Below are 22,463 nucleotides of genomic sequence, written 5' to 3'. Positions count from 1 at the left end.
CGATTCTTTCATAAGCCTGCTATCGATACTTCCGACCCGAGCCGCTATCCTGAAGGCATCCCTCTCCTGGAGCGCCCCATGCTGCCCAGCCTCTTCATCTCCCACGGCTCCCCCATGCTGGCCCTGACCCGGACGCCAGCCCATGACTTCCTGCGCGGGCTCGGCCAGCGGCTGCAGCCGAAGGCGGTGGTGGTGGTCTCGGCCCACTGGGCCAGCCGCCAGCTGCTGGTGAGCACCAGCGCCCACCCCGAGACGATCCACGACTTCGGCGGCTTCCCCCGGGAGCTCTTCGAGTGCCAGTACCCCGCCCCCGGCGAGCCCGAGCTGGCGCTGCGCCTGGCCCGCGAGCTCAACGCCGTCCCCACCGAGCGCGGCCTGGACCACGGCGCCTGGGTGCCGCTGTCGCTGATGTTCCCGCAGGCGGAGGTGCCGGTGGTGTCGCTGTCGCTGCCGGTGCAGTGGTCCAACGCCGAGCTGGCGGCTCTGGGCGAGCGGCTCGCCGCGCTGCGGGACGAGAACATCCTGGTGATCGGCTCCGGCAGCCTGACCCACAACCTCTACGAGATGCAGGCCCGCGACGCCGCCATGCCGGCCTGGGTGGGCGAGTTCGCCGACTGGGTCGAGGCGCGGCTCGCCGAGGACGATCGCGAGGCCCTGCTGGCCTGGGAGTCCGCTCCGAAGGCCCGCGAGAACCACCCCACGCCGGAGCACTTCCAGCCCCTGCTGGTGGCCATGGGCGCCGGGGGCCAGGCCGAGCGCCTGCACCACAGCGTCGAGCACGGCGTGCTGGCCATGGACGTCTACGCCTTCGGCTGAGGCAAGCGCCGGCCCTGAAACGCACGAAGGCGCCGCCCCTGAGGGGGCGGCGCCTTCGCATCAGGCCGTGCCCGGGTCAGTCGCCCAGGGCGGCCAGCCGGTCGGCCTGCACCACCTCGATCCAGTAGCCGTCGACGTCCTTCACGAACACCACGTTCTTCATCTTGCCCTGGTCTGCGCGCTTGACGAACTCCACGGCGTTGGCGTCGAACCAGGCCTCGGCGGCCTCGAGATCCGGCACGCTGAAGCAGATGTGCCCGAAGCCCTGGGGCTCGGCGTTGCCGTCGTGGTAGGAAAAGTCGGCCTGATTCTCGGTGCCCCAGTTGTGGGTCAGCTCCAGCAGCCCCTTCTGGCTGAAGGTCCAGACGGTGCGCTCGCCGGTCGCCTCGGGGACCTCCTCCCCCTCCTCCACTCGGGCCAGGAAATAGAGCGAGAACTGCATCTCCTCGAAGTCGAGGCGGCGCAGCACCCGCATGCCGAACACCCGGGTATAGAAGGCCAGCGCCTTCTCGGGGTCCTTCACCCGCAGCATGGTGTGGTTGAGGCGAAAGCCGGTGCTGTCGGCGGTGGGGGGCTGAACGCCGGGGTGCTGCTCTCCCTTGAAGCTCATGGGCTACTCCTGTCTGCCATGGGAATACTGTCTCGTGTAGATGGGGACAGCGGCGGGAGTTTTCCAGTTCCGGCGGCGTCAAACCTGTACAACACCTTTCATTACTAAATCACGAAGCCACGATGGCGAAACAATCACGGCAACAGCGCCCAAATAGCTCTACATTGATTATACAAGACCGACAATCCGCCACCCCCGGAGATCCCCATGTCTGCCCATGCCTACCAGCTGAGTGACCATATCACCCTCAAGGAGCTGGCCCGCGCCCTCTCCCAGGGCTTCTCACCCATCGTCGAGGTGGAGTCCCTGGACGGCATCTACACGGTACGCCTCCACCATGGGACCGGCGTCTCGGAGCTCTCGGATGCCGAGGGACGCACCCTGACCTTCCTGGGCACCGGCGAGATTCGCGACAAGCTCGGCGAGCTCGGCCTGACCCACGGGGTGCTGACCTGGTCCGACCAGTGCGGCGACGAGATGATCGGCGTGCCGGGCCATGCCATGACGCCGGACGAGATGCTCGCCAACGGGACCCGCATCGCCTTTCGCTGAGGCTTTCCGAGCCGGGCGGCAGGCGCTAATGTAGAGGCATGTCTGTCTCTGCGGAGCTCCCCGCATGCCCACCCTGCCCCGTCCGGCCGCCTGGCGACTCTCCGCGACCCTTGCGCTGCTCCTACTGCTGGCCGGCTGCGCCGGCCGGGAGCTGGCCGTGCATGACCCGGCTCCCGCAGAGGGGCTCTCCATCGAGCGGGCGCTGATCCTGGCCGCCGCCCAGAACGCCTTGGGCACCCCCTATCGCTTCGGCGGCAACTCCCCCGCGGGGCTCGACTGCTCGGGGCTGGTGGAGCTGGCCTACCGCGCCGCCGGCATCCCGGTGCCGCGCACCGCCGACGACCAGTTCCGCGCCCTGCCCGCCGCCCCCAGGGCCCGCCCCGGCGACCTGCTCTTCTTCGATATCGCCGGACGCGGCAAGGCGAGCCACGTGGGGATCTACCGCGGCGACGGCCAGATGATCCACGCCCCGGGCCGAGGCCGCCGGGTGGAGACGGCGCCGGTGGAGATCGCCTACTGGCAGGAGCGCTTCCTGGGCGCCGCGGCCGTGGCGCCCTGAGCCTTCGACAGCGGCCCGGCCGGCAGCCAGACCCGGGCCGACAATCCGCCGAGCGCCGAGCCCCCGAGCGTGAATCGCCCCCCATACAGGGTGACCAGATCGCCCACGATGGCGAGTCCCAGGCCGCTGCCGGGCTCCTGCTCGTCGAGCCGCACCCCTCGCGCCATGGCCTGGCGCCGCTGCGCCTCGCTCATGCCGGGGCCATCGTCCGCCACTTCGATCCAGCACTCGCCCCCCTCATCGCCGCCGCTCACCACCACCCTGGTGGCCGCCCAGCGCAGGGCATTCTCCAGCAGGTTGCCGACCAGCTCCTGGAGGTCCTGGGGGTCCATGCGCAGCGTCATCGTCTCCGGCAGCGAGTAGCTCAGGCGGATGCCGCGCCGCTCGGCCAGCCGGCCCAGCCCCTCCAGCACCGGCGCCAGCACCTCGAGGCAGCGGCTCGGCCGATGCAGCCCGGCGTCGCCGGCGGCGGAAGCCCGGGCCAGGTGGTGGCGCACGGCCTCGTCGATGCGCTTGAGCTCGGCCCTCATCTGCCACCGCCGGGGCTCCTCGAGGCCATCCGCCTGGGTATAGAGGACGCTCACCGGGGTCTTCAGGGCATGGGCCAGGTTGCCGGCGGCGTGGCGAGCGCGCTCCATCAGCCGCCGGTCCCGCGCCAGCACCCCGTTGATGGCGCCGGCCAGCCGCGACAGCTCGGCGGGCAGCCGGGTATCCAGGCCCTCGGCCTCGCCGTTCTCGACCTCATGCAGGCTGGCCTGCAGCCGCCGCAGCGGCGCCAGGGCCCAGTGCACCTGGGCCGCTAGCGCGGCCAGCAGCAGCAGCGCCAGCCCCAGCAGGGAGAGCACCAGCAGGCGGGTGAAGCCGGCGAGCTCCGCGTCCAGCGCTTCCCGGCTGATCGCCACCCCGACGTGCAGCGGCGCCTCGAGCGGGGCGAGGCGGATATCGCGCTCGATCAGGCGCAGCGGCACGCCCCTTGGCCCCAGGACGTCACGCACCTCGGGGCCCGAGGCCGACACCACCGGCAGCCGCTGGTCCCACAGCGAACGCGACGCCAGCACCCGCTCGCCGCCGTCGCTGACCTGCCAGTACCAGCCGGAGAAGACCTGCTCGAAACGAGGATCGCCCAGCGAGCGCTCGTACTGGAGCCGCTGCTCCCGCGCGTCGTAGCGCACCTCGACGATGACCACGTTGAGCAGGGCCGCGAGGCGCTCGTCGAAGGCGGCGGTGGCGGAGGCCCGGAAGTGATGGGCGAGGCCGAGGCCCGCCAGGGGCAGCGAGACCAGGATCACCACCAGGGCGGCCACCAGCAGGCGGGTCGCCAGGGAGGCGTGCGCCAGCGAGGGCAGGCGACTCATCCGGCCTCCTCGCCGCCCGTCAGCCGGTAGCCCTGCCCGCGCAGGGTCTCGATGTGCGCGGCCCCCAGCTTGCGTCGCAGCCGACTGACCTGGACATCGATGACGTTGGAGTCGGGCTCGTGGTCGCGGTCGTAGACATGTTCGGCCAGCTCGCTGCGGCTGACCACCCGCGGGGCGGCATGGGCCAGGTAGGCGAGCAGCCGCGCCTCCTGGGCGGTGAGGCTCACCGGGCAGCCGGCGCGGGTCACGCTGCCGGTGTGGGTGTCGAAGGCCAGGTCGCCGATGCGCAGCACCGGGTGGGCATGGCCGTGGCTGCGCCGCACCAGGGCACGCAGCCGGAACAGCACCTCGGCGGTCTCGAAGGGCTTGGTGACGTAGTCGTCGGCGCCCGCGGAAAAGCCCGCCGCCTTGTCGGCCCAGCGGGTGCGGGCGGTGAGCACCAGCACCGGCAGCTCGATGCCGTCCTCGCGCCACTGGCCCAGCCAGCGGGTGCCATCGCCATCGGGCAGCCCCAGGTCGAGGATCACCGCATCGTAGGTCTCGGTGCGCACCAGGAAGTCGGCCTCGCCACCGCTGGCCGCCCGCTCCACCAGCACCCCGCCCCCGGCCAGGGCCTCGCCCAGCGCCTCGGCCAGGGCGGGGTCATCCTCCACCAGCAGCACCTTCATGGGTGGCGCCTCATGCCGGCGATGCCGACCCCCTCGATGCCGATGAGCTCGCCGCTGGCGGCATCGAACTCGAACTCCACCCGCTGGCCCCGGGGGCCGAGCATCTCCACCTCGTACACCAGCCGGCCCTCTTCATTCTCCAGCGCCACCTCCAGCACCTGGCCCTCGTAGCGGGCCTCCAGCCAGTCGAGAATGGCGGTCATGGGCACCAGCTCGCCGCGATTCACGCGTCCGTGGAGCTCCTGCCAGTCGTCGTCGGCAGACGCCGGAAGCGGGCCGGCCAAGGCGAGCAGCAGCATCAGGGCGACGGCGAGGCCCGGGCGGAGAGAGGCAGGAAAGGGGAGTGAAGGGTTCATGGGGGCAGCTTGCCAGCCGTAACATGAATGCAGCATGAACGAGGCCGTCAGCTTCGGGCAAGGTCGCGGGTGATACAAGGGTGTCGTACCCAACAGAGAGGAGTTCACCCCATGACCATCAAGATGCTGATTGCCGGTTCCCTCGCCGCCCTGGCACTGGGCGCTACCGCCGCCCACGCCGATGACGCCCTGCCCGTGGGCAGCCTCGACGCCGTGCTGGAACGGGGTGCCGCCTACGGCTTCACCCACTACCTGGAGATCGAGGCCAAGGAGCGTAGCCAGGTGGAGATCGAGGGCTGGCTCGGCGACGAGTGGCAGGCCGAGGTGCGGCTCGCCCTGGAGAGCGGCGAGCTCTACAAGGAGGAGCGCAAGCGCAGGGAGAACGGCCCCTGGGGCATGAGCGAGGCCGAGGTGCGGCTGGCCATGGAGGTCGCGGTCGCCGAGGGCATGGCCGAGTTCGAGGAGATCGAGATCAAGCGTGACGACCTGATCGAGATCGAGGGGCGCGATGAAGGCGGCCGCGAGCTCGAGGTGACCACCCGCCGCAACGAGGAGACGGCAGTGAAGGTCGAGCGCGACTGAGCAACGGCCGACCATCGGAAGACGCGGCCCGGGGTGCCACCAGCGCCCCGGGCCGCTTGCGTCCGTAGGCACGGAAGCCCTCGAATCGCTTAAGCCTTCGTTAAGCTGCCGGGGCCAGGGTATCGGTGACACGTCATGGAGACGACCCGATGCCTGAACCTAAATGTCTGCCCTGCCTGCCGGCCGCGGCCACCCCCTCGCCGCTGCACTGGCAGGAGGCCCGGCACTGGACCGGGCGGCGCCGCCTGGAACACCTGATCCGACGCCGCTTCGCCGAGGAGCATGGCGCCGTCATCACCCACCTGCTGCCGCGGCTGTTCGGCCTGTGGCAGGGAGAGCAGGCCGAGGCCGCGGTGGGGGTACGCTCGGCGGCGAGCGGCCCGCTGTTCCAGGAGCGCTACCTGGACGTCCCCGCCGAGCGCCTGCTGGCCGAGCGCTTCGCCCGCCCCGTGGCGCGCCACCAGGTCGCTGAGATCGGCAACCTGGCCAGCCGCCGGCCCGGCCTGCAGCCCCCGCTCTTCCTGCACCTGGTGGAGCAGCTCGGCCGCGAGGGCATCGGCTGGCTGCTATTCACCGCCACCCCCGAGGTGGCCAACGGCATACGCCGACTGGGCCTCACCCTGGAGCCGGTGATGGCCGCCGACCCGGCACGCCTCGGCGCCGAGCAGGCCCGCTGGGGCCACTACTACCAGCGCCGTCCCTGGGTGATGGCCGGGGACCTCGCCCGCGCCCATCGGGAGCTCGCCGAACGGGGGCTGCTGCCCTCGACCCGGGCCCGCGCGAGCGAGGTGGCCCATGCGCACCTCGCCTGAGGCCTTCCTCGCGCGGCTGGCACGCCACGCCGGGGCGCAACCAACCCGCATCGCGCTGGACGACGGCGAGCGCCGCGTCACCTTCGCCGGGCTGTCGGGCGAGGTCGAGGCGCGCCGGCGGCGCCTGAATGATTGCGGTGCCAAGCGGGTCGCCCTGGCCCTGGACAACGGCATCGACTGGACGCTGTGGGACCTGGCGCTGCTCCGGGAGGGCCGCGTGGCGGTGCCGGTGCCCGCCTTCTTCAGCGATGCCCAGCGCCGCCACCTGGTGGATGCCGCCGGGCTCGACGCCTGGATCGGCCCCGGCGGCGGGGCCCACGGCTTCGCCGCCACCCGGGACCCGGCCATCGCCACCCGGCGGGTCGCCTCGCCCCCAGCCCTGCCTGCCGGCACCACCCGCATTACCTTTACCTCCGGCACCAGCGGCAGCCCCAAGGGGGTCTGCCTGGACGCCGCCGCAACGCTGAGCGTGGCCACGAGCATCGCCGCGGTGGTCGAACCGCTCGGCATCGAGCGCCACCTGGCGATGCTGCCGCTCACCACCCTGCTGGAGAACATCGGCGGCCTCTACGTGCCGCTGTGGCTGGGCGCCACCGCCTGCCTGCCCGGGGTCGCCGAGCTGGGCTGGAGGGGCGCCAGCGGCTTCGATCCACGTCGGGCGCTGGCCACCCTCGACGCCTGCCGGCCCCACAGCCTGATCCTGGTGCCCCAGCTGCTCCAGGCGCTGGTGGCGGCACGCCCGAAGGCCCCCGAGAGCCTGCGTTTCGTGGCGGTGGGCGGGGCGCGGGTCGCCGACACCCTGCTGGCCAGCGCCCGGCGCGGCGGCTGGCCGGTGTTCGAGGGCTACGGGCTCTCGGAGTGCGCCTCGGTGGTCTGCCTCAACCGCCCCGGGGAGCCCGCCCGCGGCGTGGGCCGGCCACTGCCCCATGCCGAGGTGCGCCTGGCCGACGACGGCGAGGTGCAGGTCCAGGGGGCCAGCATGCTCGGCTATCTCGGTGAGCCCCCGCCCGCCTCGGCCTGGCACGCCACCGGCGACCTGGGGCGCTGGGAGGGCAACGCCCTGGTTCTGGAGGGGCGGCGCCGCGAGGTCTTCATCACCGCCTACGGCCGCAACGTCGACCCCCAGTGGGTGGAGGGCGAGCTCTGCGCCCGCCCCGCCATCGCCCAGGCCCTGGTCCACGGCGAGTCGCTGCCCGCCAACCGGGCCCTGCTGGTGCCCGCCTCGGCCGAGGTCGATGACGCCATGCTGGCCGCCGCGGTGGCCGAGGCCAACGCCGGCCTGCCCGACTACGCCCGCATCCACGAATGGCGCCGCTGCGCCCCCTTCACCCCCGATAACCACCAGCTGACGGCCAACGGCCGCCTGCGCCGCGACGCTATCCTCGCCGCCCATGGCGACTGGCTGCCCGCTACCTCGTCCTGCCCACGGCTCGAACCGAGCTCGACCCTCAAGAAGGAGTGCCCCATGACCCCCTACCAGCAACTGCAGCAGGCCACCCGCGACGAGCGCGACTGGCTGCTCGCCACCCCGCTGCTGACCCGCGCCCTGGAAGGCCGCGTCAGCCGCGACGAGTACCTCGCCTTCCTCGGCCAGGCCTACCACCATGTGCGCTTCACGGTGCCGCTGATGATGGCCTGCGGCGCCCGCCTGCCCGACCGCCTGGGCTGGCTGCGCGACGCCCTGGTGGAGTACATCGAGGAGGAGCACGGCCACGAGCGGTGGATCCTCGACGACATCTGCGCCGCCGGCGGCGACGCCGAGGCGGCGGCCGCGCGCCCGGCGGATCCCGCCACCCGGCTGATGGTGGCCGCCGTGCGCGACCCCATCGAGCACGGCAACCCGGTGGGCTTCTTCGGCATGGTCCAGGTGCTGGAGGGCACCAGCACGGCGCTGGCCACCCAGGCCGCCGAGCGGCTGCAGGTGAGCCTGGCGCTGCCCGACGAGGCGGTGCGCTACCTGACCTCCCACGGCAGCCTGGACATCGGCCACCTGGCCTTCTTCGAGGGGCTGGTGAACCGCCTGGAAGCCGACGACCTGGCGGCGGTAGTCGACACCGCGAGGCTGGTCTACCGCCTCTACGGCGCCATGTTCCGGGGCGTCGAGGCGCGCTGTGCCGGCGACAGTGCCGCCCGGGAGCTCTGCGATGCGCTGGCCTGATCGCCGCGCCCGGCGCCCGCGGCTGCCGGAAGGGGGCTGGCCAGCCCAGCGGGTGCTGATCACCGGAGCCAGCGGCGGCATCGGCCAGGCGCTGGTGGACGAGCTGGCCGCCGCCGGGGCGCAGCTGCTGATCACCGGCCGCCGCGCCGAGGCCCTGGAAGCCACGGCGGCCCGCCACCCCGACCGCATCACCGCACTCCCCGCCGACCTGACCCGCGCCGAGGCGCGCGCCCGGCTGGTAGCCGCCGCGGACAGGGCAGGCATCACCATGCTGATCAACGCCGCCGGGGTGAACCGCGTGGCGCTGTTCACCGAGGGCTCGGATGCAGACCTCGAACGGCTCATCACCCTCAACCTCACCGCCACCCTCCAGCTGACCCGCGCCCTGCTCCCCGGGCTGATAGCGGCGCGCCAGGGCTGGGTGATCACCCTGGGCTCCACCTTCGGCACCCTGGGCTACCCCGGCCAGGTCGGCTACTGCGCCACCAAGTTCGCCCTGCGCGGCTTCAGCCAGGCCCTGCGCCGGGAGCTCGCTGACACCCGGGTGCGGGTGCTGCATGTCTCGCCCCGGGCCACCCGCACTGCCATGAACGCCCCCGAGGTGGAAGCCATGAACGCGGCCCTGGGCAACGCCATGGACAGCCCGGTGCGGGTCGCCCAGGCGGTGCGCCACGCCGTGGAGCGTGGCCGCCAGGAGGCCCAGCTGGGACGACCCGAACGCCTCTTCGTGCGCCTCAACGCCCTGCTGCCGGGGGTGGTGGACCGCGCCCTCGCGCGCCAGCTTCCCGTCATCCGCCGATTTATCGACGCTCCGGAGACCACGCCATGAACGCTCGACGACTCCCTTGCCTCGCCCTTCCACGGCTCCTGATCACCCTGCTGGTCGCCGCCCTCGGCGGCCTGTTCGCCATCGCATCCCTGGCCGCGGGCGACGGAGCCGCCACGGACCCGGCAGTGGCCCGTCTCCAGGCGCGCTGGGCCGAGATCCGCTACCAGCTGCCCGAGAAGCAGCAGGCCAAGGCCCTGGCCGAGCTGGGGGACGAGGCGGAGCGCCTGCTGGCCGAGCGGCCCGACTCCGCCGAGCGGCTGATCTGGGCCGGCATCGTCCGCGCAAGCCAGGCCGGCGCCGAGGGCAGGCTGGGGGCGCTGGGCCTGGTCAAGCAGGCGCACCGCCACCTGGAGGCCGCCCTGGCGCAGGACCCGCTGGCGCTCAACGGCTCCGCCTATACGAGCCTCGGGGCGCTCTACTACCAGGTGCCGGGCTGGCCGATCGGCTTCGGCGACGACGACAAGGCCGAGTGGCATCTCAGGCGGGCGCTGGCCATCGACCCCGACGGGCTCGACAGCCTCTACTTCTGGGGCGACTATCTGCATGAGCAGGGCCGCGACGGCGAGGCCCGCCAGGCCCTGGAGCGGGCCCTCCAGGCGCCGCCCCGGCCCGGCCACGAGCTGGCCGATGCCGGCCGCCGCGAGGAGGTCCGCCACCTGCTGTCACGACTGGAGCAATGACGACCCGATGCGCATCCTGCTGGTCGAAGATGACCCGAGCCTGGCCTCGGGCATCCGCCTGGCCCTCAAGCCCGAGCACTACACCGTGGACCACCTCGCCGACGGCGCCATGGCGCTGGCCGCCCTGCAGGGCGGCGAGCCCTTCGACGCGGTGATCCTCGACCTGGGCCTGCCCGGGCTCGACGGCATGCGGGTGCTGGAACGTACCCGGCACGGCGGCAATCGGGTACCGGTGCTGGTGCTGACCGCCCGGGACGCCGTGGACGACCGCATCAAGGGCCTCGACGCCGGCGCCGACGACTACCTGGTCAAGCCCTTCGAGGTGGCCGAGCTCAAGGCGCGACTGCGCGCCCTGCTGCGTCGTAGCCAGGGCCAGGCCAGCCCGCTGCTGGAGTGCCGCGGCATCCGCCTCGACCCCGCCAGCCGGGAGGTGTGCTACCGCGGCGAGGCGATCCCCCTGTCGCGCCGCGAGTTCACCCTCCTCCAGGAGTTCATGGGCCACCCGGGGCGGGTCTTCACCCGCGACACCCTGACCCGGCTGGTCTACGGCTGGGAGGAGGACGTGGAGAGCAACGCCATCGAGGTGCATGTCCACCACCTGCGCCGCAAGCTCTTCCCGGGGCTGATCCGCACGGTGCGCGGCATCGGCTACGTGCTGGACCACGCCCCCCGGGAGGCCGAGGCGTGACCTCCATCCGCCGCCGCACCCTGGGGCTGGTGCTGCTGGTGTTCGGGGTCAGCATGCTGGCCATCGGCCTGGTCAGCTACCGCTACGCCGCCCACGAGATCGAGGAGCTCTACGACGCCAGCCTGGCCCAGAACGCCCGTCTGCTGGAGGGGCTGGTCCAGGCGCCGCTGCCGGAGGCGCAGCGCGAGGCGCTGCTGGCCAGCCTGGAGAGTGCCCTGGCGCGCGCCGACCAGTCGGATAAGGACCTGCCCGGCCACCGCTACGAGAGCAAGCTGGCCTTCCAGCTGTGGGAGGGGGAGCGGCTGCTGCTGCGCTCGGCCAGCGCCCCGGTGGAGCCCTTCACCGAGGCGCCACCCGGCTATGCCAGCAGCCGGGTGGTGGACCACGACTGGCGGGTCTATGTGCTGGACGTGGCCGCGTCGTCGCGGCGCATCATGGTCGCCGAGCGCGACGATGTCCGCGGCGAGCTGACTCGCGCCGTGGCCCTGCGCACCCTGCTGCCGGACCTGGTCGGCCTGCCGCTGCTGGCGCTGCTGCTGTGGTGGGCCACCGGCCATGGCCTGCGCCCGCTGTCGCGGCTGGCGGCGGCGATCCGCCAGCGCGACCCGCATAACCTGCAGCCGCTGGTGATGCGCCCCCTGCCCCGGGAGCTGGACACCATCGTCGGCGCCCTCAACCGGCTGCTGGAGCGCATCCGCCACCTGCGGGTGCGCGAGAAGCGCTTCATCGCCGACGCCGCCCATGAGCTGCGCACCCCCCTGGCGGTGCTCGACCTGCATGCCCAGAACGCCCTAGCCGCCGAGGACCCCGCCGACCGGCGCGAGGCGCTGGAGGAGCTGCGCAGCGGCGTGGCCCGGGCCACCCGGCTGGTCACCCAGCTGCTGACCCTGGCGCGCCTGGAGCCCGAGGAGGAAGAGCAGGGGGCGAGCGCCCGGGTCGATAGCGACCTTCTGGCCGAGGTACGCGAGGCCCTCGCCGAGCTCTCGCCACTGGCGGTGGAGCGCGGCCAGTCGCTGGATCTCGCCGCCGACGAGGGCAGCGACTGGCGGCTGGCGACCGAGCCGGGCGCCATCGCCACCCTGGTGCAGAACCTGGTCGGCAACGCCCTGCGCCATACCCCGGACGGCGGCCGGGTGACGGTGGCCCTGGCGGCCGACGCGAACCGCCTGACGCTGCAGGTGGACGACCAGGGGCCGGGGATTCCCGCCGCGCAGCGCGAGCGCGTCACCGAGCGCTTCCATCGCGCGGGTGCCGGCGCCGGCGCCGGCCTGGGGCTCTCCATCGTCGAGCGCCTGCTGGCCCGCCATGGCGGCACGCTAGGCCTGGAGGAGGCGCCCGGGGGCGGGCTGCGCGCCGTGGCGACGCTGCCGCGGGGCACCTGAGCCGTCGCGCCAGGCGGCTGACAAGGCTTCGTTAGGCTTTGTCTGAAAAGTCGGCGAGCGAAGGACAGGCAAGGCAAGAAACAGCGAAAAAACGGGGTTTACGGGGTGTAAATGAGTACTTTGATCGGACTCGCGCACGAGCTGATTGTTAACGCCGTATGGTCGAGCGCAGCCAGTTTTCGGACAGAGCCTAAGACACACCGACCAGCATGGCGGCATGGCCTTTCCAGCTGCCGCGCCCCGCAGACCAGGGGATCGAGGGCTGGGTAGCGAGGCAGGCGCGACCCGGTCCGGAGCCTCAGAGGTCGTGGCCCGTCACTACTCGGCAGATATCGGCGAAGCTTTGCGCCACCGGGACACCGCTCAGCTTTCCGCCGTTCGAGCCCACCGCGCGACGAATGTCCGCCGCCGAGACCAGGCCGCGAATCCACTCGCGCCCCTGGTGGCCATGCTCGGTCACCAGCAGGTGCTGGTCGGTCATCGCCTCCAGCGACAGCAGCAGGTCCTCGATGGTCAGCGAGGCCAGCTGCTCCAGCGGCATGGCCGACAGCTTGTGCCAGGGGGTCATGATCATGCCCACGGTGACCTCGTCACGCGACAGGTCGCGCTCCTGCATGGCGAGGGTGATGCGCCGGTCGCCGATCACCTCCCGGGCGGTCAACACCCCGAGGCAGTGCCCCCGGTCATCGATGACCAGCAGCAGGCGAATGCCACCGTGACGCATCATCAGGTGCGCCTCGTCCACACCAACATCGGCAGCAATGGTGCGTGGCGTAAGCACCGAGAAGTCGGTGAGCACCTCGAGGGCGGAACTCGATGCGCTCAGCGGCGGGCGGTGCGGGTTGACCAGCAGCAGCGGGGCCGCGAGCTGGCGAAGCGGCTGGTGGGAAAGATTCAGGGTATTCATGGAAGGGCCTCCTCGGCAGGACAGTGGGGTGCCAACGGCACCTCTCGTCTCCAGGTTTCCAGAGCTCTCTTAAGGCAGGCTTAAGGCGGCGACACCCCCGCACGTCCCGTTGCGCGACAGCCAACGGCGCCACCCGGCGAGGCTCACGGCCGGGCGGCGCCGCTGCCTGACTCACACCATGCGCTTCAGGGTGTGGTCGCGCAGCCAGAACTGGTGGGCCAGGCTGGCCAGCACGTGCACGCCGATCAGCAGCCACAGCAGGTTGGCCAGCACCTCATGGCTCTCCTCGGCGGCCTCCTCCAGCCACTCGATCTCGGGGCCCGGAGCGATCAGCGCCGTGCCGAAGAATTCCACGCCGTGGCCGCTGCCCAGGGCGGCGAGCAGGCCGCTCACGGGGATCAGCAGCATCGCCGCATAGAGCGCCAGGTGCCCCAGCCGGGCCGCCCACTGCCAGTGCGCATGAGACTCGAGCCTGCCGTGGTTTACCCCGCGCCACAGCAGCCGGAACACCAGCAGACCCAGCAGCAGCAGCCCGACGCTCTTGTGCAGCGTCATCGCCTCCCGCTCGCTCATCCCGACGAGCTCCGCCAGCCACTCGGTGCCGAGCATCAGGATCAGCAGCGTGGCCATGCCCCAGTGAAGCGCCCGAGAGACGGCGCCGTAACGTTGTGCGGAATCCAGCCAGTTCATGTCGTCACCCTCCTCGTTCGATGGATGATGACCGTTCTACGCCAGTGCGGCTGACAGGAACCTTAACGCCCCGTTCATGGGGCGTTCATCCTCGCGTCGTGGCGCGCATCGACGGTCCCGAGCCGCTCAGTCCGCAACGGCGGTGTCACACCCCGGTCATGCCGCCGTAAGCCATCCTTAAGAAAGGGGCGCCACAGTCGGATGTGATGACGGATCACTCACGCGAGGCGACGCCATGACCCGGAGCGCAACGATGTTGCTCGATGCCACCCCCATCACCGAGAACCGCGCCCTCCTGCCGCTGCTGATCATGGGCCTGGCGCTGCTGGCGCTTGGCGTGCTGGCCGCCGGCTGGGATCCCGTGGAGCTGCCCATGGGGCTGGTCGCCCTGGGGGCCGCGACGGCCGTCCTGCTGGGCCCCGAACCGTGGCGGGGCAAGGAGGCACTGGAGGCCACCAACTGCCTGGTGCTGGCCAGCCTGATCACCCTGGTGGGGTTTCAGGTGATGGCCTGACCCCCCGCCTTTACAGCCCTGCCGCAGGCGTGGATAGTGGGTCCTGACGACAGGGGCGCCGCGCAGCAGCAGCTGGGCGGCTGAGAGGCACCCTTGGAACCTGAACCGGATCATGCCGGCGTAGGGAGTCGTGCAGCCCCGGCGCTCGCCTGCCTGCACCTCCCGCGCCCGGGAGGCCCCATGCTCACCCCCCTTTCCCCCTCGCTGGATGTCGCCGCCCACCTGGCCCGGGTGCGCGAGCGCGCCCCGCTGATCCACAACATCACCAACCTGGTGGCCATGAACACCATGGCCAACGTCCTGCTGGCCATCGGCGCCTCGCCGGCCATGGTTCACGCCCGGGAGGAGGCCGCGGAGTTCACCGCCCTCGCCGACGCCCTGACGGTCAATATCGGCACCCTCTCGCCCCACTGGGTGGACGCCATGGACGAGGCCGCCGAAGCGGCCCGCCTGACCGGCAGGCCCTGGGTGCTGGACCCGGTGGCGGTGGGTGCCACCGCCTACCGGCGCGAGACAGGCGCGCGCCTGCTGGAGCGCCTTCCCACGGTGATCCGCGGCAACGCCTCGGAGATCATCGCCCTGGAGGCCCGCGGGGCCGGCGGGCGCGGCGTGGACAGCAGCGACCCGGCCGCGGCCGCCGAGCAGGCCGCCGTGCGACTGGCCCGGCGCATCGGCTGCGTGGTGGCGGTGACCGGCGAGGTGGATCTCGTCACCGACGGCCGCCGCCTGGCCCGGGTGCGCGGCGGCCACCCGCTGATGCCGAGGGTCACCACCCTTGGCTGCTCGCTCACCGGGGTGGTGGCCGCCTTCCTGGTCGGGGCCGAGGATCCCTTCGAGGCCAGCGTGGCGGCGCTGGCCTGCTACGCCGCGGCCGGGGAGCTCGCCGGCGAGAGTGCCCGGGGGCCGGGCAGCTTCGCCGTGGCCTTCCTCGACGCCCTGCACGCCCTGGATGGCGAGACCCTGAGGGACCGACTGCGACTGGAGATGACCGATGAGACTTGATCTATCCCTGTACCTCGTTACCGACCCCGGCCTGTGCGCCGAGCGCGGCCTGGTGGAGACCGTGGTGGCCGCGGTGCGCGGCGGGGTGACCGTGGTCCAGCTGCGTGACAAGCACGCCGGCGACGGCGCGATGATCGACCAGGCGCGCCGGTTGAAGGCGGCCCTGGCCGGCAGCGGCGTGCCGCTGATCATCAACGACCGACTGGCGGTGGCCGTGGAGAGCGGCGCCGACGGCCTGCATATCGGCCAGGACGACGGTGAGGTGGCGGCCGCCCGCGCGGCGCTGGGCGAGCGGGCGCTGCTCGGCCTCTCGGTGCAGACGCTGGAGCAGATGGCGCGCCTCGATGCCGAGCGCCTCGACTACCTGGGGCTGGGGCCGGTGTTCGCCACCCCCAGCAAGCAAGACCACGCCGAGCCGCTGGGCTTTGCGGGCCTCGCCTCGCTGGTGGCGGCGAGCCCCCTGCCGGCGGTGGCCATCGGCGGGCTCAAGGCCGAGCACGTAGCGGCGGTCCGCCAGGCCGGCGCCCAGGGCCTGGCGGTGATCTCGGCGATCTGCGGACGCCCCGACCCGGAGCTCGCGGCGCGCGGTTTCTTCGGCTGATGCCGGTCAGGAGGTCGGGCGGCGCTTGAGCGTCGTGCGGCCTTCGCGGTAGGCGATGGCCAGGCCGCTGCCGATGATCAGGGCGCTGCCGACGAAGACCCAGAGGTCCGGCATCTCGCCCCAGAACCACCACCCCAGCAGCACCGCCCAGAGCATGGCGCTGTAGTCGAAGGGGGCGGCGATGGCCGCCGGCGCATGGCGGAAGGCCAGGGTGATGAAGGTGGTGGCCCCCACCCCGAACAGCCCCGACCCCAGGAAGGCGAGCCAGTGCCAGGGATGGGGGGTCTGCCACACCCAGGGCAGCGCCAGGGCGGTGATCACGAAGGGCACCAGGGTCATGTAGAAGACCATGGCCCAGAGGTGCTCGCGCCCGCCCCAGCGGCGCGCGGTGATCATCATCAGCGCATAGAAGAGCGCCGCGCCGATCAGCACCAGGGAGCCGGGATGGAAGGCTCCGCCCCCCGGGCGCACCACGATCAACACCCCCACGAAGCCCACCAGGGAGGCGACCAGCACCGGCCCCTCGATGCGCTCGCCGAGCAGCGGCACCGAGAGCAGGGTGACGAAGAGCGGCGCCACGAAGGCGATGGCGGTGGCCTCGGCCAGCGGCAGCAGGGTCAGCCCCAGCACGAAGCAGACCATGGTGCCGGTGTAGATCAGCCCGCGCAGCAGGTGCACCCTGGGGCGGCGCGTGCGCAGCTTGATCAGGCCGCCACCGAAGTGGGCCAGCAGCGCGATCAGGGGCAGCGAGACCAGGGTACGAAAGAAGATGATCTGCAGCGGCGAGTGCACCTCGCCGAGCCACTTGGCGATGGCGTCACCGATGGCCAGGCAGAGCACGCCCAGGCACATGAAGCCGATTCCCTTGAATGACGATGACATGCTCCCTCCCTGCACGACGCAACCGCGGACCCAAAGCGACCACCCCGCCGACCAGTGGGCGGCGGGGTGGTGGTCCCGTGAGGCTAGCGACTCTGCCGGCAGGCGGCAAGGCCGTGCGGGGTCGGGTCAGAGGCCGGCGTTGATCACCATGCAGTCGATGCCCTCGCGCGCCAGGTTGCGGCAGGCGCGATAGGCCTGGTTCTCGTCGAGGTTGACCAGCCGGGCACGGAAGATGGCCTGGGAGCCGCTCACCTCGTCGATATCCACCCGGGCATTGAAGAGCTCCTGGCTCAGGCGGTCGGCGGCGCGGCTGGCGTGCTGGCGGGCGTTGTCGGGATTGGAGAAGGCCCCGACCTGTACCCCCCAGCTGGCGCTTGCGCCCACCGGCTCGAGCCGGTGCAGGGTCTCGGCGCGCGGCGCCTCGGGCGCCTCGCTGCGGGCGATCAGGTCGCGAATGGGGTCGTTGGCCGAGCCCTGGGCGGTCTGCGGCAGCGAGGGCTGGACCGTGGGCAGCGGCTCCGGCGCCTGCAGGCTGGCCAGCTGGCGCTCGAGCTCCGGCGAGGGGCCGGCCGGCATCACCGGGGCGGCCGCCGGCAGGCCATCGCCGCTCATCCGGTCGCCGGAGAAGTCCGCCTGGGCCACCCAGTCGCCGCGCCCGAAGAGCGAGGCACGCACGAAGCCGCGATCGAGCAGGTCGGCCATATGGGTATCCCGGGAGGCGGCGGTGAAGCCGCCCATCACCACCGAGACCAGGCGGCGGTTGTCGCGCACCGCCGAGGTGGCCACGTTGAAGCCGGAGGCGCGGATGAAGCCGGTCTTCAGGCCGTCGGCCCCCGCGTAGTTGCGCACCAGGCGGTTGTGGCTGTTGTGGGTGGCGCCACGGTAGGTGAAGCTCTGCCGCGAGAAATAGTGGTAGTACTGCGGGAAGTCCTGCATCAGGCGGATGGAGAGGGTCGCCATGTCCCGGGCGGTGGTGGTCTGGCCGTTGTCGGGCAGGCCCGAGGCGTTGCGAAACACGGTGTTGGGCATCCCGAGCTCCCGCGCCCTGGCGGTCATCATCTGGCCGAACTGGCGCTCGCTGCCGCCCAGCGCCTCGGCCACCACCACGGCCACGTCATTGGCCGAGCGCACGATCAGCGCCAGGATCGCCTCCTCCACGGTGATGGTGGAGCCCCGCTTGAGCCACAGCTTGGAGGCCGGCATCGCCTCGGCCTGGGCCGAGACCGGCAGCGGCTGGTTGAGCCGCATGGTGCCCTTCTCCAGCTCCTCGAAGAGCAGGTAGAGCGTCATCATCTTGGTCAGCGAGGCCGGATAGCGCGTGGCATCGGCATTCGCCGCGTGCAGCACCTCCCCGCTCTCGACGTCCACCACGATGGCGGCGTAGCGCGGATTGGCCTGGGCCGTGGCGGTGATGGATATGGCCAGACACGCCAGCAGCGCGATCACGGCGATGCCATGGCGCCGGATTCTGGTTATGGTTGCGGTCACCATCTGCATTCCCTCTGGGTTCCCTGCGTGCCGTCAAAAACGGCACTGCCTCATCAAGCATTATGAACGGGAATGCTCGGCTGTACAGGGCGCCAGGGCAGGAAAAACGCCGCCATTTCGCGCTTTCACATTTCTCCTGCCCCGAGTTCAGTCGATGCGCCCCTCCTCCACCGCGTGGCAGGCCACCTCACTGCCGTCGCTGCGGGCGATCAATGTCGGCACCTCGGCCTTGCAGCGCGCCTCGGCGTGAGGGCAGCGCGGGTGGAAGGCGCAGCCCGAGGGCGGATGCACGGGGTTGGGCACCTCCCCCTCAATCACGGTGCGCTCGCGCCCCTCTCCCTCCAGCGAGGGCACCGCCGCCAGCAGCATCCGCGAGTAGGGATGGTGCGGGGTGGCGAACAGCTGATCCGACGGGGCGATCTCGGCGATGCGCCCCAGGTACATCACCGCGATGCGGTCGGCCATGTGCTTGACCACCGCCATGTCGTGGCTGATGAAGAGGTAGGTGAGCCCATACTGCGCCTGCAGGTCCTTCATCAGGTTGAGGATCTGCGCCTGCACCGATACATCCAGCGCCGAGGTGGGCTCGTCGCAGACCATGAACTCCGGCTCGTTGGCCAAGGCACGGGCGATGGAGATTCGCTGGCGCTGGCCGCCGGAGAACTCGTGGGGGTAACGGTTGGCGTCCGCCGCCGACATGCCCACCTGCTCGAGCAGCTCGCCCACCCGGCGGCGGCGGTCGACGCTGCTCATCTCGGGGCGGAAGAAGCGCAGCGGCTCACCGATGATGGTGCCCACCCGCCACAGCGGATTGAGGCTGGCGTAGGGGTCCTGGAAGATCATCTGGAAGCGCTGGCGGATCGCCGCCGACTGGCGGCCGGAGCGCCGGGCCAGGTCACTGATCTCCTGGCCGTCGAAGACCAGCCGACCGCGGGTCAGGCCATAGAGCCCGACGATCAGCCGCGCCACCGTGGACTTGCCGCAGCCGGACTCCCCCACCAGGGCGAGGGTCTCGCCGCGGCGGATGGTGAAGCTCACCCCGTCCACGGCCTTGAGCGTCAGCTTGTCGGCGCGCTCCAGCACCCGGTTGAGCCAGGGCCTGGAGACATCGAAGTGGCGCGCCAGGTCGGTGGCTTCCAGCAGCACCTCGCCGCCCCCGGCGGTCCGGGGGGAGCCGGCCTGAAGCGCCCCGGTCTGGCGAGACCCGGCCTGAGCGGGTTGCGTCTGGCTCATCGGGCCACCTCCGGAGTATCACGCGGCGCGTCACGGCGCGCCACGGGGTTGTCCGGGTCGTGCAGCCAGCAGGCCGCCTGGCCGGCGCCGGCGGGCAGCAGCTCCGGGCGCTCGGTGCGGCAGCGCTCGACGGCGTGGGGGCAGCGCGGATTGAAGGCGCAGCCCGTGGGGATCGCCGCCAGGCGCGGCATGGCCCCCTCGATCTGGTAGAGCCGCTCGCGGCGCTCGGCCAGGCCCGGGATGGAAGCCATCAGCCCCTCGCTGTAGGGGTGCTGCGGCCGGCGGATCACCTCCTTCACCGGGCCGATCTCGATCAGCCGCCCGGCGTACATCACGGCGACGCGGTCGGCGGTCTCGGCGATCACCCCCATGTCGTGGGTCACCAGCATCACCGCCGCACCGCGCTCGGCGCAGACCCGCTTGAGCAGCGCGAGGATCTGCGCCTGCACCGAGACGTCCAGTGCCGTGGTGGGCTCGTCGGCGATGATCAGCTCCGGCTCCGCGGCCAGCGCCAGGGCGATCACCACCCGCTGGCGCATGCCGCCGGAGAACTGGTGGGGGTAGCTGTCCAGGCGCGTCTCCGGGGCGGGAATGCCCACCTCGCGCAGCAGCGCCAGGGCCCGCTCCCGGGCCTGCCTCTCGTTCATGGGCAGGTGGGCGCGGATGGTCTCCACCAGCTGGTCGCCGATGGAGAAGAGCGGGTTCAGGCTGGTGAGCGGGTCCTGGAAGACCATCCCGATATGACGCCCGCGCAGGGGCACGAAATCCTCCTCTGGAAGGTCGTCGATGCGTCGCCCCGCCAGGTGGATCTCGCCGCCGGCGATATGGCCCGGCGGCTCGAGCAGCTGGATGACGGCGTTGCCGGTCATCGACTTGCCGGCGCCGGACTCGCCCACCACGCCGAGCACCTCGCCCGGGGCGATATCGAAGGAGACGTCGTCCAGGGCCACCAGGGTGGCGTGGCGGGTGGGGAACTCCACCCGCAGGTGGCGCACGGAGAGCACCGGCTCCCGCTCGCCGTCGGGCTTGCGGCCCATCGCGGCGGCGTTGCGGTCGCCCGGCACTTGCTCGGCGGCGCTTGGCTCGACGGTGCTTGGCTCAACGGAGCTTGGGGTTGAGGACATCACGCAACCAGTCTCCCAGCAGGTTGACGGAGAGCGCCAGCAGCAGCAGCGCCACCCCGGGGAAGAGCAGGATCCACCACTCTCCCGAGAACATGTAGTCCTGGCCGACCCGGATCAGGGTCCCCAGGCTTGGCTGGGTGGCCGGCATGCCGACCCCCAGGAAGGAGAGCGTCGCCTCGGCGATGATGGCGAGCGCCAGGCCAATGGTGCCGATCACCAGCACCGGGCGAAGCACGTTGGGCAGGATGTGCTGGAAGAGGATGCGGCGATCCGGCAGGCCGATCACCCGCGCCGCCTGCACGTACTCCTTGCCCTTCTCCACCATGGTCGCCCCGCGCACCGCCCGGGCGTACTGCACCCAGTCGGAGAGGCCGATGGCGATGATCAGCACGATGATCGCCACCTCCGCGTGCATGGAGCGCGGCAGGAAGCCGCGGATCACCCCGAAGATCAGCAGCGCCATCAGGATCGACGGGAAGGTGAGCTGGACGTCGGCGATGCGCATGATCAGGGCGTCGCGCCAGCCGCCGCGGAAGCCGGCCAGCAGGCCCAGCGCGGTGCCCAGCGCCAGGGCGAAGAGCACCGCAGCGAAGCCCACCAGCAGCGAGATGCGCGAGCCGTAGAGGATCGCCGAGAAGACGTCACGCCCCTGGCTGTCGCTGCCCAGCAGGTAGAAGTTGCCGGTGAAGTCCGAGGTGGTCAGCGGCGGCGTGAAGGCGTCGATCAGCTCCAGCTGGCGCGGGTCGAAGGGGTTCTGGGGGGCGATCCAGGGGGCGAACAGGGCCCCGGCGAACATCACCAGGGTGACCAGGGTGGCAAGAATCACCACCGGCTGGCGCTGCCAGGAGTAGACGATATCGCTTTCCAGGAAGGTCCTGAGCCGGCTCGGTTTCTTCGGGGCGATGGGCGCCGCGACGTGCGCGCTCTCGCGGGTCTTGAGCTGCTGGCTCATTTGGCACCTCCCTGCACGCGCAGGCGCGGGTCGACGGCGTAGTAGAGCAGGTCGACGACCAGGTTGATGACCACGAACACCAGGGCAATCATCATCAGGTAGGCGGCCATCACCGGGATGTCCACGAACCGCACCGCGGTGATGAACAGCGCCCCCACGCCGGGCCACTGGAACACCGTCTCGGTGATGATGGCGAAGGCGATGATGGTGCCGAGCTGCAGGCCGATGATGGTGATCACCGGGATCAGGGTATTCTTCAGCGCATGGCGCAGGTTGACCACCCGCTTCGACAGCCCCCGGGCCCGGGCGAACTTGATGTAGTCGGTGCGCAGCACCTCGAGCATCTCGGCGCGCACCAGGCGCATGATCAGCGTCAGCTGGAAGAGCCCGAGGGTGATGGCCGGCAGGATCAGCGAGCGCAGTCCGCTGGTCGTGAGCAGGCCGGTGGTCCACCAGTCGCCGAGGCGTACCGTCTGACCGCGGCCGAAGGCGGGCAGCCAGCCCAGCTCCACGGCGAAGACGTAGATCAGCAGGATGCCGATCAGGAAGGTGGGCAGCGACACCCCGATCAGCGAGGCGGTCATGATGAACTTCGACAGCCAGTTGCCGCGCTGGATGGCGGTGTAGATGCCGAGCACGATGCCCATCACCACGGCGAAGATCGCCGAGATGATGGCGAGCTCCAGGGTCGCCGGCAGGCGCTCCATGATCAGGTCGGTGACCGGCCGCGCCGAACGATAGGAGATGCCGAACTCGAACTGGGCGGCATTGACGATGAACTGCCAGAACTGCACCACCACCGGCTGGTCGAGCCCGAGCTGTGCTCGCAGCGCGGCGCGGTCCGCCTCGGTGGCCTCCTGGCCGAGCATGTTGAGTACCGGGTCGCCGACGTAGTGGAACAGCGAGAAGGAGATGAGCGCGACCACGAACATCACGAAGATGGCCTGCAGCACGCGCTGGATCAGGAAGGCTAGCATGGGGTCTCCACGTCACCGCCCCCCGGCCGCGGATGGCAGCCGGGGA

At 71.4% G+C, this 22,463-nt stretch carries 25 protein-coding genes and 1 riboswitch; of the genes, 13 read left to right on the top strand and 12 right to left on the bottom strand.

Translation table 11 applies throughout. The annotated features are described in order from the left end of the window. The first annotated feature begins 78 nt into the window (after positions 1-78). Positions 79-816, top strand: coding sequence for a class III extradiol ring-cleavage dioxygenase (locus D1793_RS05935; protein ID WP_119021330.1), 738 nt, complete (start codon positions 79-81; stop codon positions 814-816). 76 nt (positions 817-892) lie between these two features. On the opposite strand, the gene gloA is transcribed toward D1793_RS05935, so the two are convergent. Next, entirely contained in the window at positions 893-1,426 is a 534-nt protein-coding gene (gloA, locus tag D1793_RS05930) for a lactoylglutathione lyase (protein ID WP_119021329.1), read from the bottom strand. A 207-nt stretch (positions 1,427-1,633) separates the two neighbouring features. Between gloA and D1793_RS05925 the strand changes: the two genes are divergently transcribed. Beyond that, the gene (locus tag D1793_RS05925; RefSeq protein ID WP_119021328.1) at positions 1,634-1,978 is read left to right on the top strand and encodes a DUF6482 family protein; all 345 of its coding nucleotides are present in this window, start codon (positions 1,634-1,636) and stop codon (positions 1,976-1,978) included. Between the two features lie 64 nt (positions 1,979-2,042). Continuing rightward, the gene (locus D1793_RS05920) at positions 2,043-2,537 is read left to right on the top strand and encodes a C40 family peptidase (protein ID WP_119021327.1); all 495 of its coding nucleotides are present in this window, start codon (positions 2,043-2,045) and stop codon (positions 2,535-2,537) included. Here D1793_RS05920 and D1793_RS05915 read toward each other — a convergent pair. The 3 genes from D1793_RS05915 to D1793_RS05905 are packed head-to-tail and all read right to left on the bottom strand — an operon-like array spanning position 2,492 to position 4,916. Then, the gene (locus tag D1793_RS05915; RefSeq protein WP_119021326.1) at positions 2,492-3,892 is read right to left on the bottom strand and encodes a HAMP domain-containing sensor histidine kinase; all 1,401 of its coding nucleotides are present in this window, start codon (positions 3,890-3,892) and stop codon (positions 2,492-2,494) included. The two genes, D1793_RS05920 and D1793_RS05915, sit on opposite strands and share 46 nt — an antisense overlap. Next, entirely contained in the window at positions 3,889-4,560 is a 672-nt protein-coding gene (locus D1793_RS05910; protein WP_119021325.1) for a response regulator transcription factor, read from the bottom strand. Before D1793_RS05910 ends, D1793_RS05915 begins: the two co-directional genes overlap by 4 nt. Further along, positions 4,557-4,916 (bottom strand): PepSY domain-containing protein, encoded by a 360-nt coding sequence (locus D1793_RS05905; RefSeq protein WP_119021324.1) that lies wholly within the window; start codon positions 4,914-4,916, stop codon positions 4,557-4,559. The genes D1793_RS05910 and D1793_RS05905 overlap by 4 nt, the downstream gene beginning before the upstream one ends. Before the next feature lie 111 nt (positions 4,917-5,027). Between D1793_RS05905 and D1793_RS05900 the strand changes: the two genes are divergently transcribed. From D1793_RS05900 to D1793_RS05870, 7 genes are all read left to right on the top strand, one after another. Then, positions 5,028-5,498, top strand: coding sequence for a PepSY domain-containing protein (locus tag D1793_RS05900; RefSeq protein ID WP_119021323.1), 471 nt, complete (start codon positions 5,028-5,030; stop codon positions 5,496-5,498). Positions 5,499-5,647: 149 nt separating this feature from the next. Continuing rightward, a complete protein-coding gene (locus D1793_RS05895; RefSeq protein WP_119021322.1) occupies positions 5,648-6,310 on the top strand; it encodes a thermostable hemolysin in 663 nt (220 codons plus the stop codon). Beyond that, entirely contained in the window at positions 6,294-8,468 is a 2,175-nt protein-coding gene (locus tag D1793_RS20100) for an AMP-binding protein (RefSeq protein WP_119021321.1), read from the top strand. The genes D1793_RS05895 and D1793_RS20100 overlap by 17 nt, the downstream gene beginning before the upstream one ends. Beyond that, on the top strand, positions 8,455-9,297 hold the full coding sequence (locus D1793_RS05885; protein ID WP_119021320.1) for an SDR family oxidoreductase: 843 nt from the start codon (positions 8,455-8,457) through the stop codon (positions 9,295-9,297). The genes D1793_RS20100 and D1793_RS05885 overlap by 14 nt, the downstream gene beginning before the upstream one ends. Beyond that, positions 9,294-9,977, top strand: a complete 684-nt coding sequence (locus D1793_RS05880; RefSeq protein ID WP_205527636.1) for a hypothetical protein — start codon at positions 9,294-9,296, stop codon at positions 9,975-9,977. Before D1793_RS05885 ends, D1793_RS05880 begins: the two co-directional genes overlap by 4 nt. A gap of 7 nt (positions 9,978-9,984) precedes the next feature. Further along, the gene (locus D1793_RS05875; RefSeq protein WP_119021319.1) at positions 9,985-10,665 is read left to right on the top strand and encodes a response regulator transcription factor; all 681 of its coding nucleotides are present in this window, start codon (positions 9,985-9,987) and stop codon (positions 10,663-10,665) included. Continuing rightward, the gene (locus tag D1793_RS05870) at positions 10,662-12,047 is read left to right on the top strand and encodes an ATP-binding protein (protein WP_119021318.1); all 1,386 of its coding nucleotides are present in this window, start codon (positions 10,662-10,664) and stop codon (positions 12,045-12,047) included. The genes D1793_RS05875 and D1793_RS05870 overlap by 4 nt, the downstream gene beginning before the upstream one ends. A gap of 298 nt (positions 12,048-12,345) precedes the next feature. Here the strand turns inward: D1793_RS05870 and D1793_RS05865 are convergent, their stop codons facing one another. Beyond that, positions 12,346-12,954 (bottom strand): CBS domain-containing protein, encoded by a 609-nt coding sequence (locus D1793_RS05865; protein ID WP_119021317.1) that lies wholly within the window; start codon positions 12,952-12,954, stop codon positions 12,346-12,348. A gap of 171 nt (positions 12,955-13,125) precedes the next feature. Further along, positions 13,126-13,644, bottom strand: a complete 519-nt coding sequence (locus D1793_RS05860) for a cytochrome b/b6 domain-containing protein (RefSeq protein WP_119021316.1) — start codon at positions 13,642-13,644, stop codon at positions 13,126-13,128. Between the two features lie 253 nt (positions 13,645-13,897). On the opposite strand from D1793_RS05860, the gene D1793_RS05855 reads away from it, so the two are divergent. The 3 genes from D1793_RS05855 to thiE all read left to right on the top strand — a co-directional run bounded on the left by D1793_RS05855 (position 13,898) and on the right by thiE (position 15,761). Next, positions 13,898-14,158 (top strand): hypothetical protein, encoded by a 261-nt coding sequence (locus D1793_RS05855; protein WP_119021315.1) that lies wholly within the window; start codon positions 13,898-13,900, stop codon positions 14,156-14,158. 41 nt (positions 14,159-14,199) lie between these two features. Next, positions 14,200-14,302: riboswitch (TPP riboswitch) on the top strand. 36 nt (positions 14,303-14,338) lie between these two features. Continuing rightward, complete coding sequence (thiM, locus tag D1793_RS05850) at positions 14,339-15,160, top strand: hydroxyethylthiazole kinase (RefSeq protein WP_119021314.1); 822 nt, start codon at positions 14,339-14,341, stop codon at positions 15,158-15,160. Then, positions 15,150-15,761, top strand: a complete 612-nt coding sequence (gene thiE / locus D1793_RS05845) for a thiamine phosphate synthase (protein WP_119021313.1) — start codon at positions 15,150-15,152, stop codon at positions 15,759-15,761. Before thiM ends, thiE begins: the two co-directional genes overlap by 11 nt. A gap of 6 nt (positions 15,762-15,767) precedes the next feature. Here thiE and D1793_RS05840 read toward each other — a convergent pair whose 3' ends face one another. From D1793_RS05840 to D1793_RS05815, 6 genes are all read right to left on the bottom strand, one after another. Then, positions 15,768-16,643 (bottom strand): DMT family transporter, encoded by an 876-nt coding sequence (locus D1793_RS05840; RefSeq protein ID WP_119021312.1) that lies wholly within the window; start codon positions 16,641-16,643, stop codon positions 15,768-15,770. Between the two features lie 126 nt (positions 16,644-16,769). Continuing rightward, on the bottom strand, positions 16,770-18,134 hold the full coding sequence (locus D1793_RS05835) for a serine hydrolase (protein WP_119023596.1): 1,365 nt from the start codon (positions 18,132-18,134) through the stop codon (positions 16,770-16,772). 144 nt (positions 18,135-18,278) lie between these two features. Next, positions 18,279-19,364 carry an oligopeptide/dipeptide ABC transporter ATP-binding protein gene (locus D1793_RS05830; protein ID WP_119021311.1) on the bottom strand — a complete coding sequence of 362 codons (1,086 nt, stop codon included), beginning with the start codon at positions 19,362-19,364 and terminating at the stop codon, positions 18,279-18,281. Next, entirely contained in the window at positions 19,361-20,488 is a 1,128-nt protein-coding gene (locus D1793_RS05825; protein ID WP_240407786.1) for an ABC transporter ATP-binding protein, read from the bottom strand. Before D1793_RS05825 ends, D1793_RS05830 begins: the two co-directional genes overlap by 4 nt. Beyond that, positions 20,463-21,440: an ABC transporter permease gene (locus tag D1793_RS05820; protein ID WP_119021310.1), complete on the bottom strand. Its 978-nt coding sequence runs from the start codon at positions 21,438-21,440 to the stop codon at positions 20,463-20,465. The genes D1793_RS05825 and D1793_RS05820 overlap by 26 nt, the downstream gene beginning before the upstream one ends. After that, positions 21,437-22,417 (bottom strand): ABC transporter permease, encoded by a 981-nt coding sequence (locus D1793_RS05815; RefSeq protein WP_119021309.1) that lies wholly within the window; start codon positions 22,415-22,417, stop codon positions 21,437-21,439. Before D1793_RS05815 ends, D1793_RS05820 begins: the two co-directional genes overlap by 4 nt. Between the last annotated feature and the right edge of the window lie 46 nt (positions 22,418-22,463).

It is taken from the genome of Halomonas sp. JS92-SW72, assembly GCF_003547075.1.
In the GTDB taxonomy this organism is placed as follows: domain Bacteria; phylum Pseudomonadota; class Gammaproteobacteria; order Pseudomonadales; family Halomonadaceae; genus Halomonas; species Halomonas alkalicola.
Note: the sequence above shows the minus strand (reverse complement) of the source record. Positions and strands in the feature narration are given on the sequence as shown.

What these genes read in the sequence shown, in the direction of transcription:
- D1793_RS05860 (WP_119021316.1), bottom strand. Translation starts at nt 13,644, where the DNA reads ATGAACTGGCTGGATTCCGCACAACGTTACGGCGCCGTCTCTCGGGCG.
- D1793_RS20100 (WP_119021321.1), top strand. Translation starts at nt 6,294, where the DNA reads ATGCGCACCTCGCCTGAGGCCTTCCTCGCGCGGCTGGCACGCCACGCC.
- D1793_RS05820 (WP_119021310.1), bottom strand. Translation starts at nt 21,440, where the DNA reads ATGAGCCAGCAGCTCAAGACCCGCGAGAGCGCGCACGTCGCGGCGCCC.
- D1793_RS05915 (WP_119021326.1), bottom strand. Translation starts at nt 3,892, where the DNA reads ATGAGTCGCCTGCCCTCGCTGGCGCACGCCTCCCTGGCGACCCGCCTG.
- D1793_RS05865 (WP_119021317.1), bottom strand. Translation starts at nt 12,954, where the DNA reads ATGAATACCCTGAATCTTTCCCACCAGCCGCTTCGCCAGCTCGCGGCC.
- D1793_RS05815 (WP_119021309.1), bottom strand. Translation starts at nt 22,417, where the DNA reads ATGCTAGCCTTCCTGATCCAGCGCGTGCTGCAGGCCATCTTCGTGATG.
- D1793_RS05825 (WP_240407786.1), bottom strand. Translation starts at nt 20,488, where the DNA reads ATGTCCTCAACCCCAAGCTCCGTTGAGCCAAGCACCGTCGAGCCAAGC.
- D1793_RS05840 (WP_119021312.1), bottom strand. Translation starts at nt 16,643, where the DNA reads ATGTCATCGTCATTCAAGGGAATCGGCTTCATGTGCCTGGGCGTGCTC.
- D1793_RS05875 (WP_119021319.1), top strand. Translation starts at nt 9,985, where the DNA reads ATGCGCATCCTGCTGGTCGAAGATGACCCGAGCCTGGCCTCGGGCATC.
- D1793_RS05925 (WP_119021328.1), top strand. Translation starts at nt 1,634, where the DNA reads ATGTCTGCCCATGCCTACCAGCTGAGTGACCATATCACCCTCAAGGAG.
- D1793_RS05910 (WP_119021325.1), bottom strand. Translation starts at nt 4,560, where the DNA reads ATGAAGGTGCTGCTGGTGGAGGATGACCCCGCCCTGGCCGAGGCGCTG.
- D1793_RS05835 (WP_119023596.1), bottom strand. Translation starts at nt 18,134, where the DNA reads ATGGTGACCGCAACCATAACCAGAATCCGGCGCCATGGCATCGCCGTG.
- D1793_RS05935 (WP_119021330.1), top strand. Translation starts at nt 79, where the DNA reads ATGCTGCCCAGCCTCTTCATCTCCCACGGCTCCCCCATGCTGGCCCTG.
- gloA (WP_119021329.1), bottom strand. Translation starts at nt 1,426, where the DNA reads ATGAGCTTCAAGGGAGAGCAGCACCCCGGCGTTCAGCCCCCCACCGCC.
- thiE (WP_119021313.1), top strand. Translation starts at nt 15,150, where the DNA reads ATGAGACTTGATCTATCCCTGTACCTCGTTACCGACCCCGGCCTGTGC.
- D1793_RS05920 (WP_119021327.1), top strand. Translation starts at nt 2,043, where the DNA reads ATGCCCACCCTGCCCCGTCCGGCCGCCTGGCGACTCTCCGCGACCCTT.
- D1793_RS05900 (WP_119021323.1), top strand. Translation starts at nt 5,028, where the DNA reads ATGACCATCAAGATGCTGATTGCCGGTTCCCTCGCCGCCCTGGCACTG.
- D1793_RS05830 (WP_119021311.1), bottom strand. Translation starts at nt 19,364, where the DNA reads ATGAGCCAGACGCAACCCGCTCAGGCCGGGTCTCGCCAGACCGGGGCG.
- D1793_RS05880 (WP_205527636.1), top strand. Translation starts at nt 9,294, where the DNA reads ATGAACGCTCGACGACTCCCTTGCCTCGCCCTTCCACGGCTCCTGATC.
- D1793_RS05905 (WP_119021324.1), bottom strand. Translation starts at nt 4,916, where the DNA reads ATGAACCCTTCACTCCCCTTTCCTGCCTCTCTCCGCCCGGGCCTCGCC.
- D1793_RS05855 (WP_119021315.1), top strand. Translation starts at nt 13,898, where the DNA reads ATGTTGCTCGATGCCACCCCCATCACCGAGAACCGCGCCCTCCTGCCG.
- thiM (WP_119021314.1), top strand. Translation starts at nt 14,339, where the DNA reads ATGCTCACCCCCCTTTCCCCCTCGCTGGATGTCGCCGCCCACCTGGCC.
- D1793_RS05885 (WP_119021320.1), top strand. Translation starts at nt 8,455, where the DNA reads ATGCGCTGGCCTGATCGCCGCGCCCGGCGCCCGCGGCTGCCGGAAGGG.
- D1793_RS05895 (WP_119021322.1), top strand. Translation starts at nt 5,648, where the DNA reads ATGCCTGAACCTAAATGTCTGCCCTGCCTGCCGGCCGCGGCCACCCCC.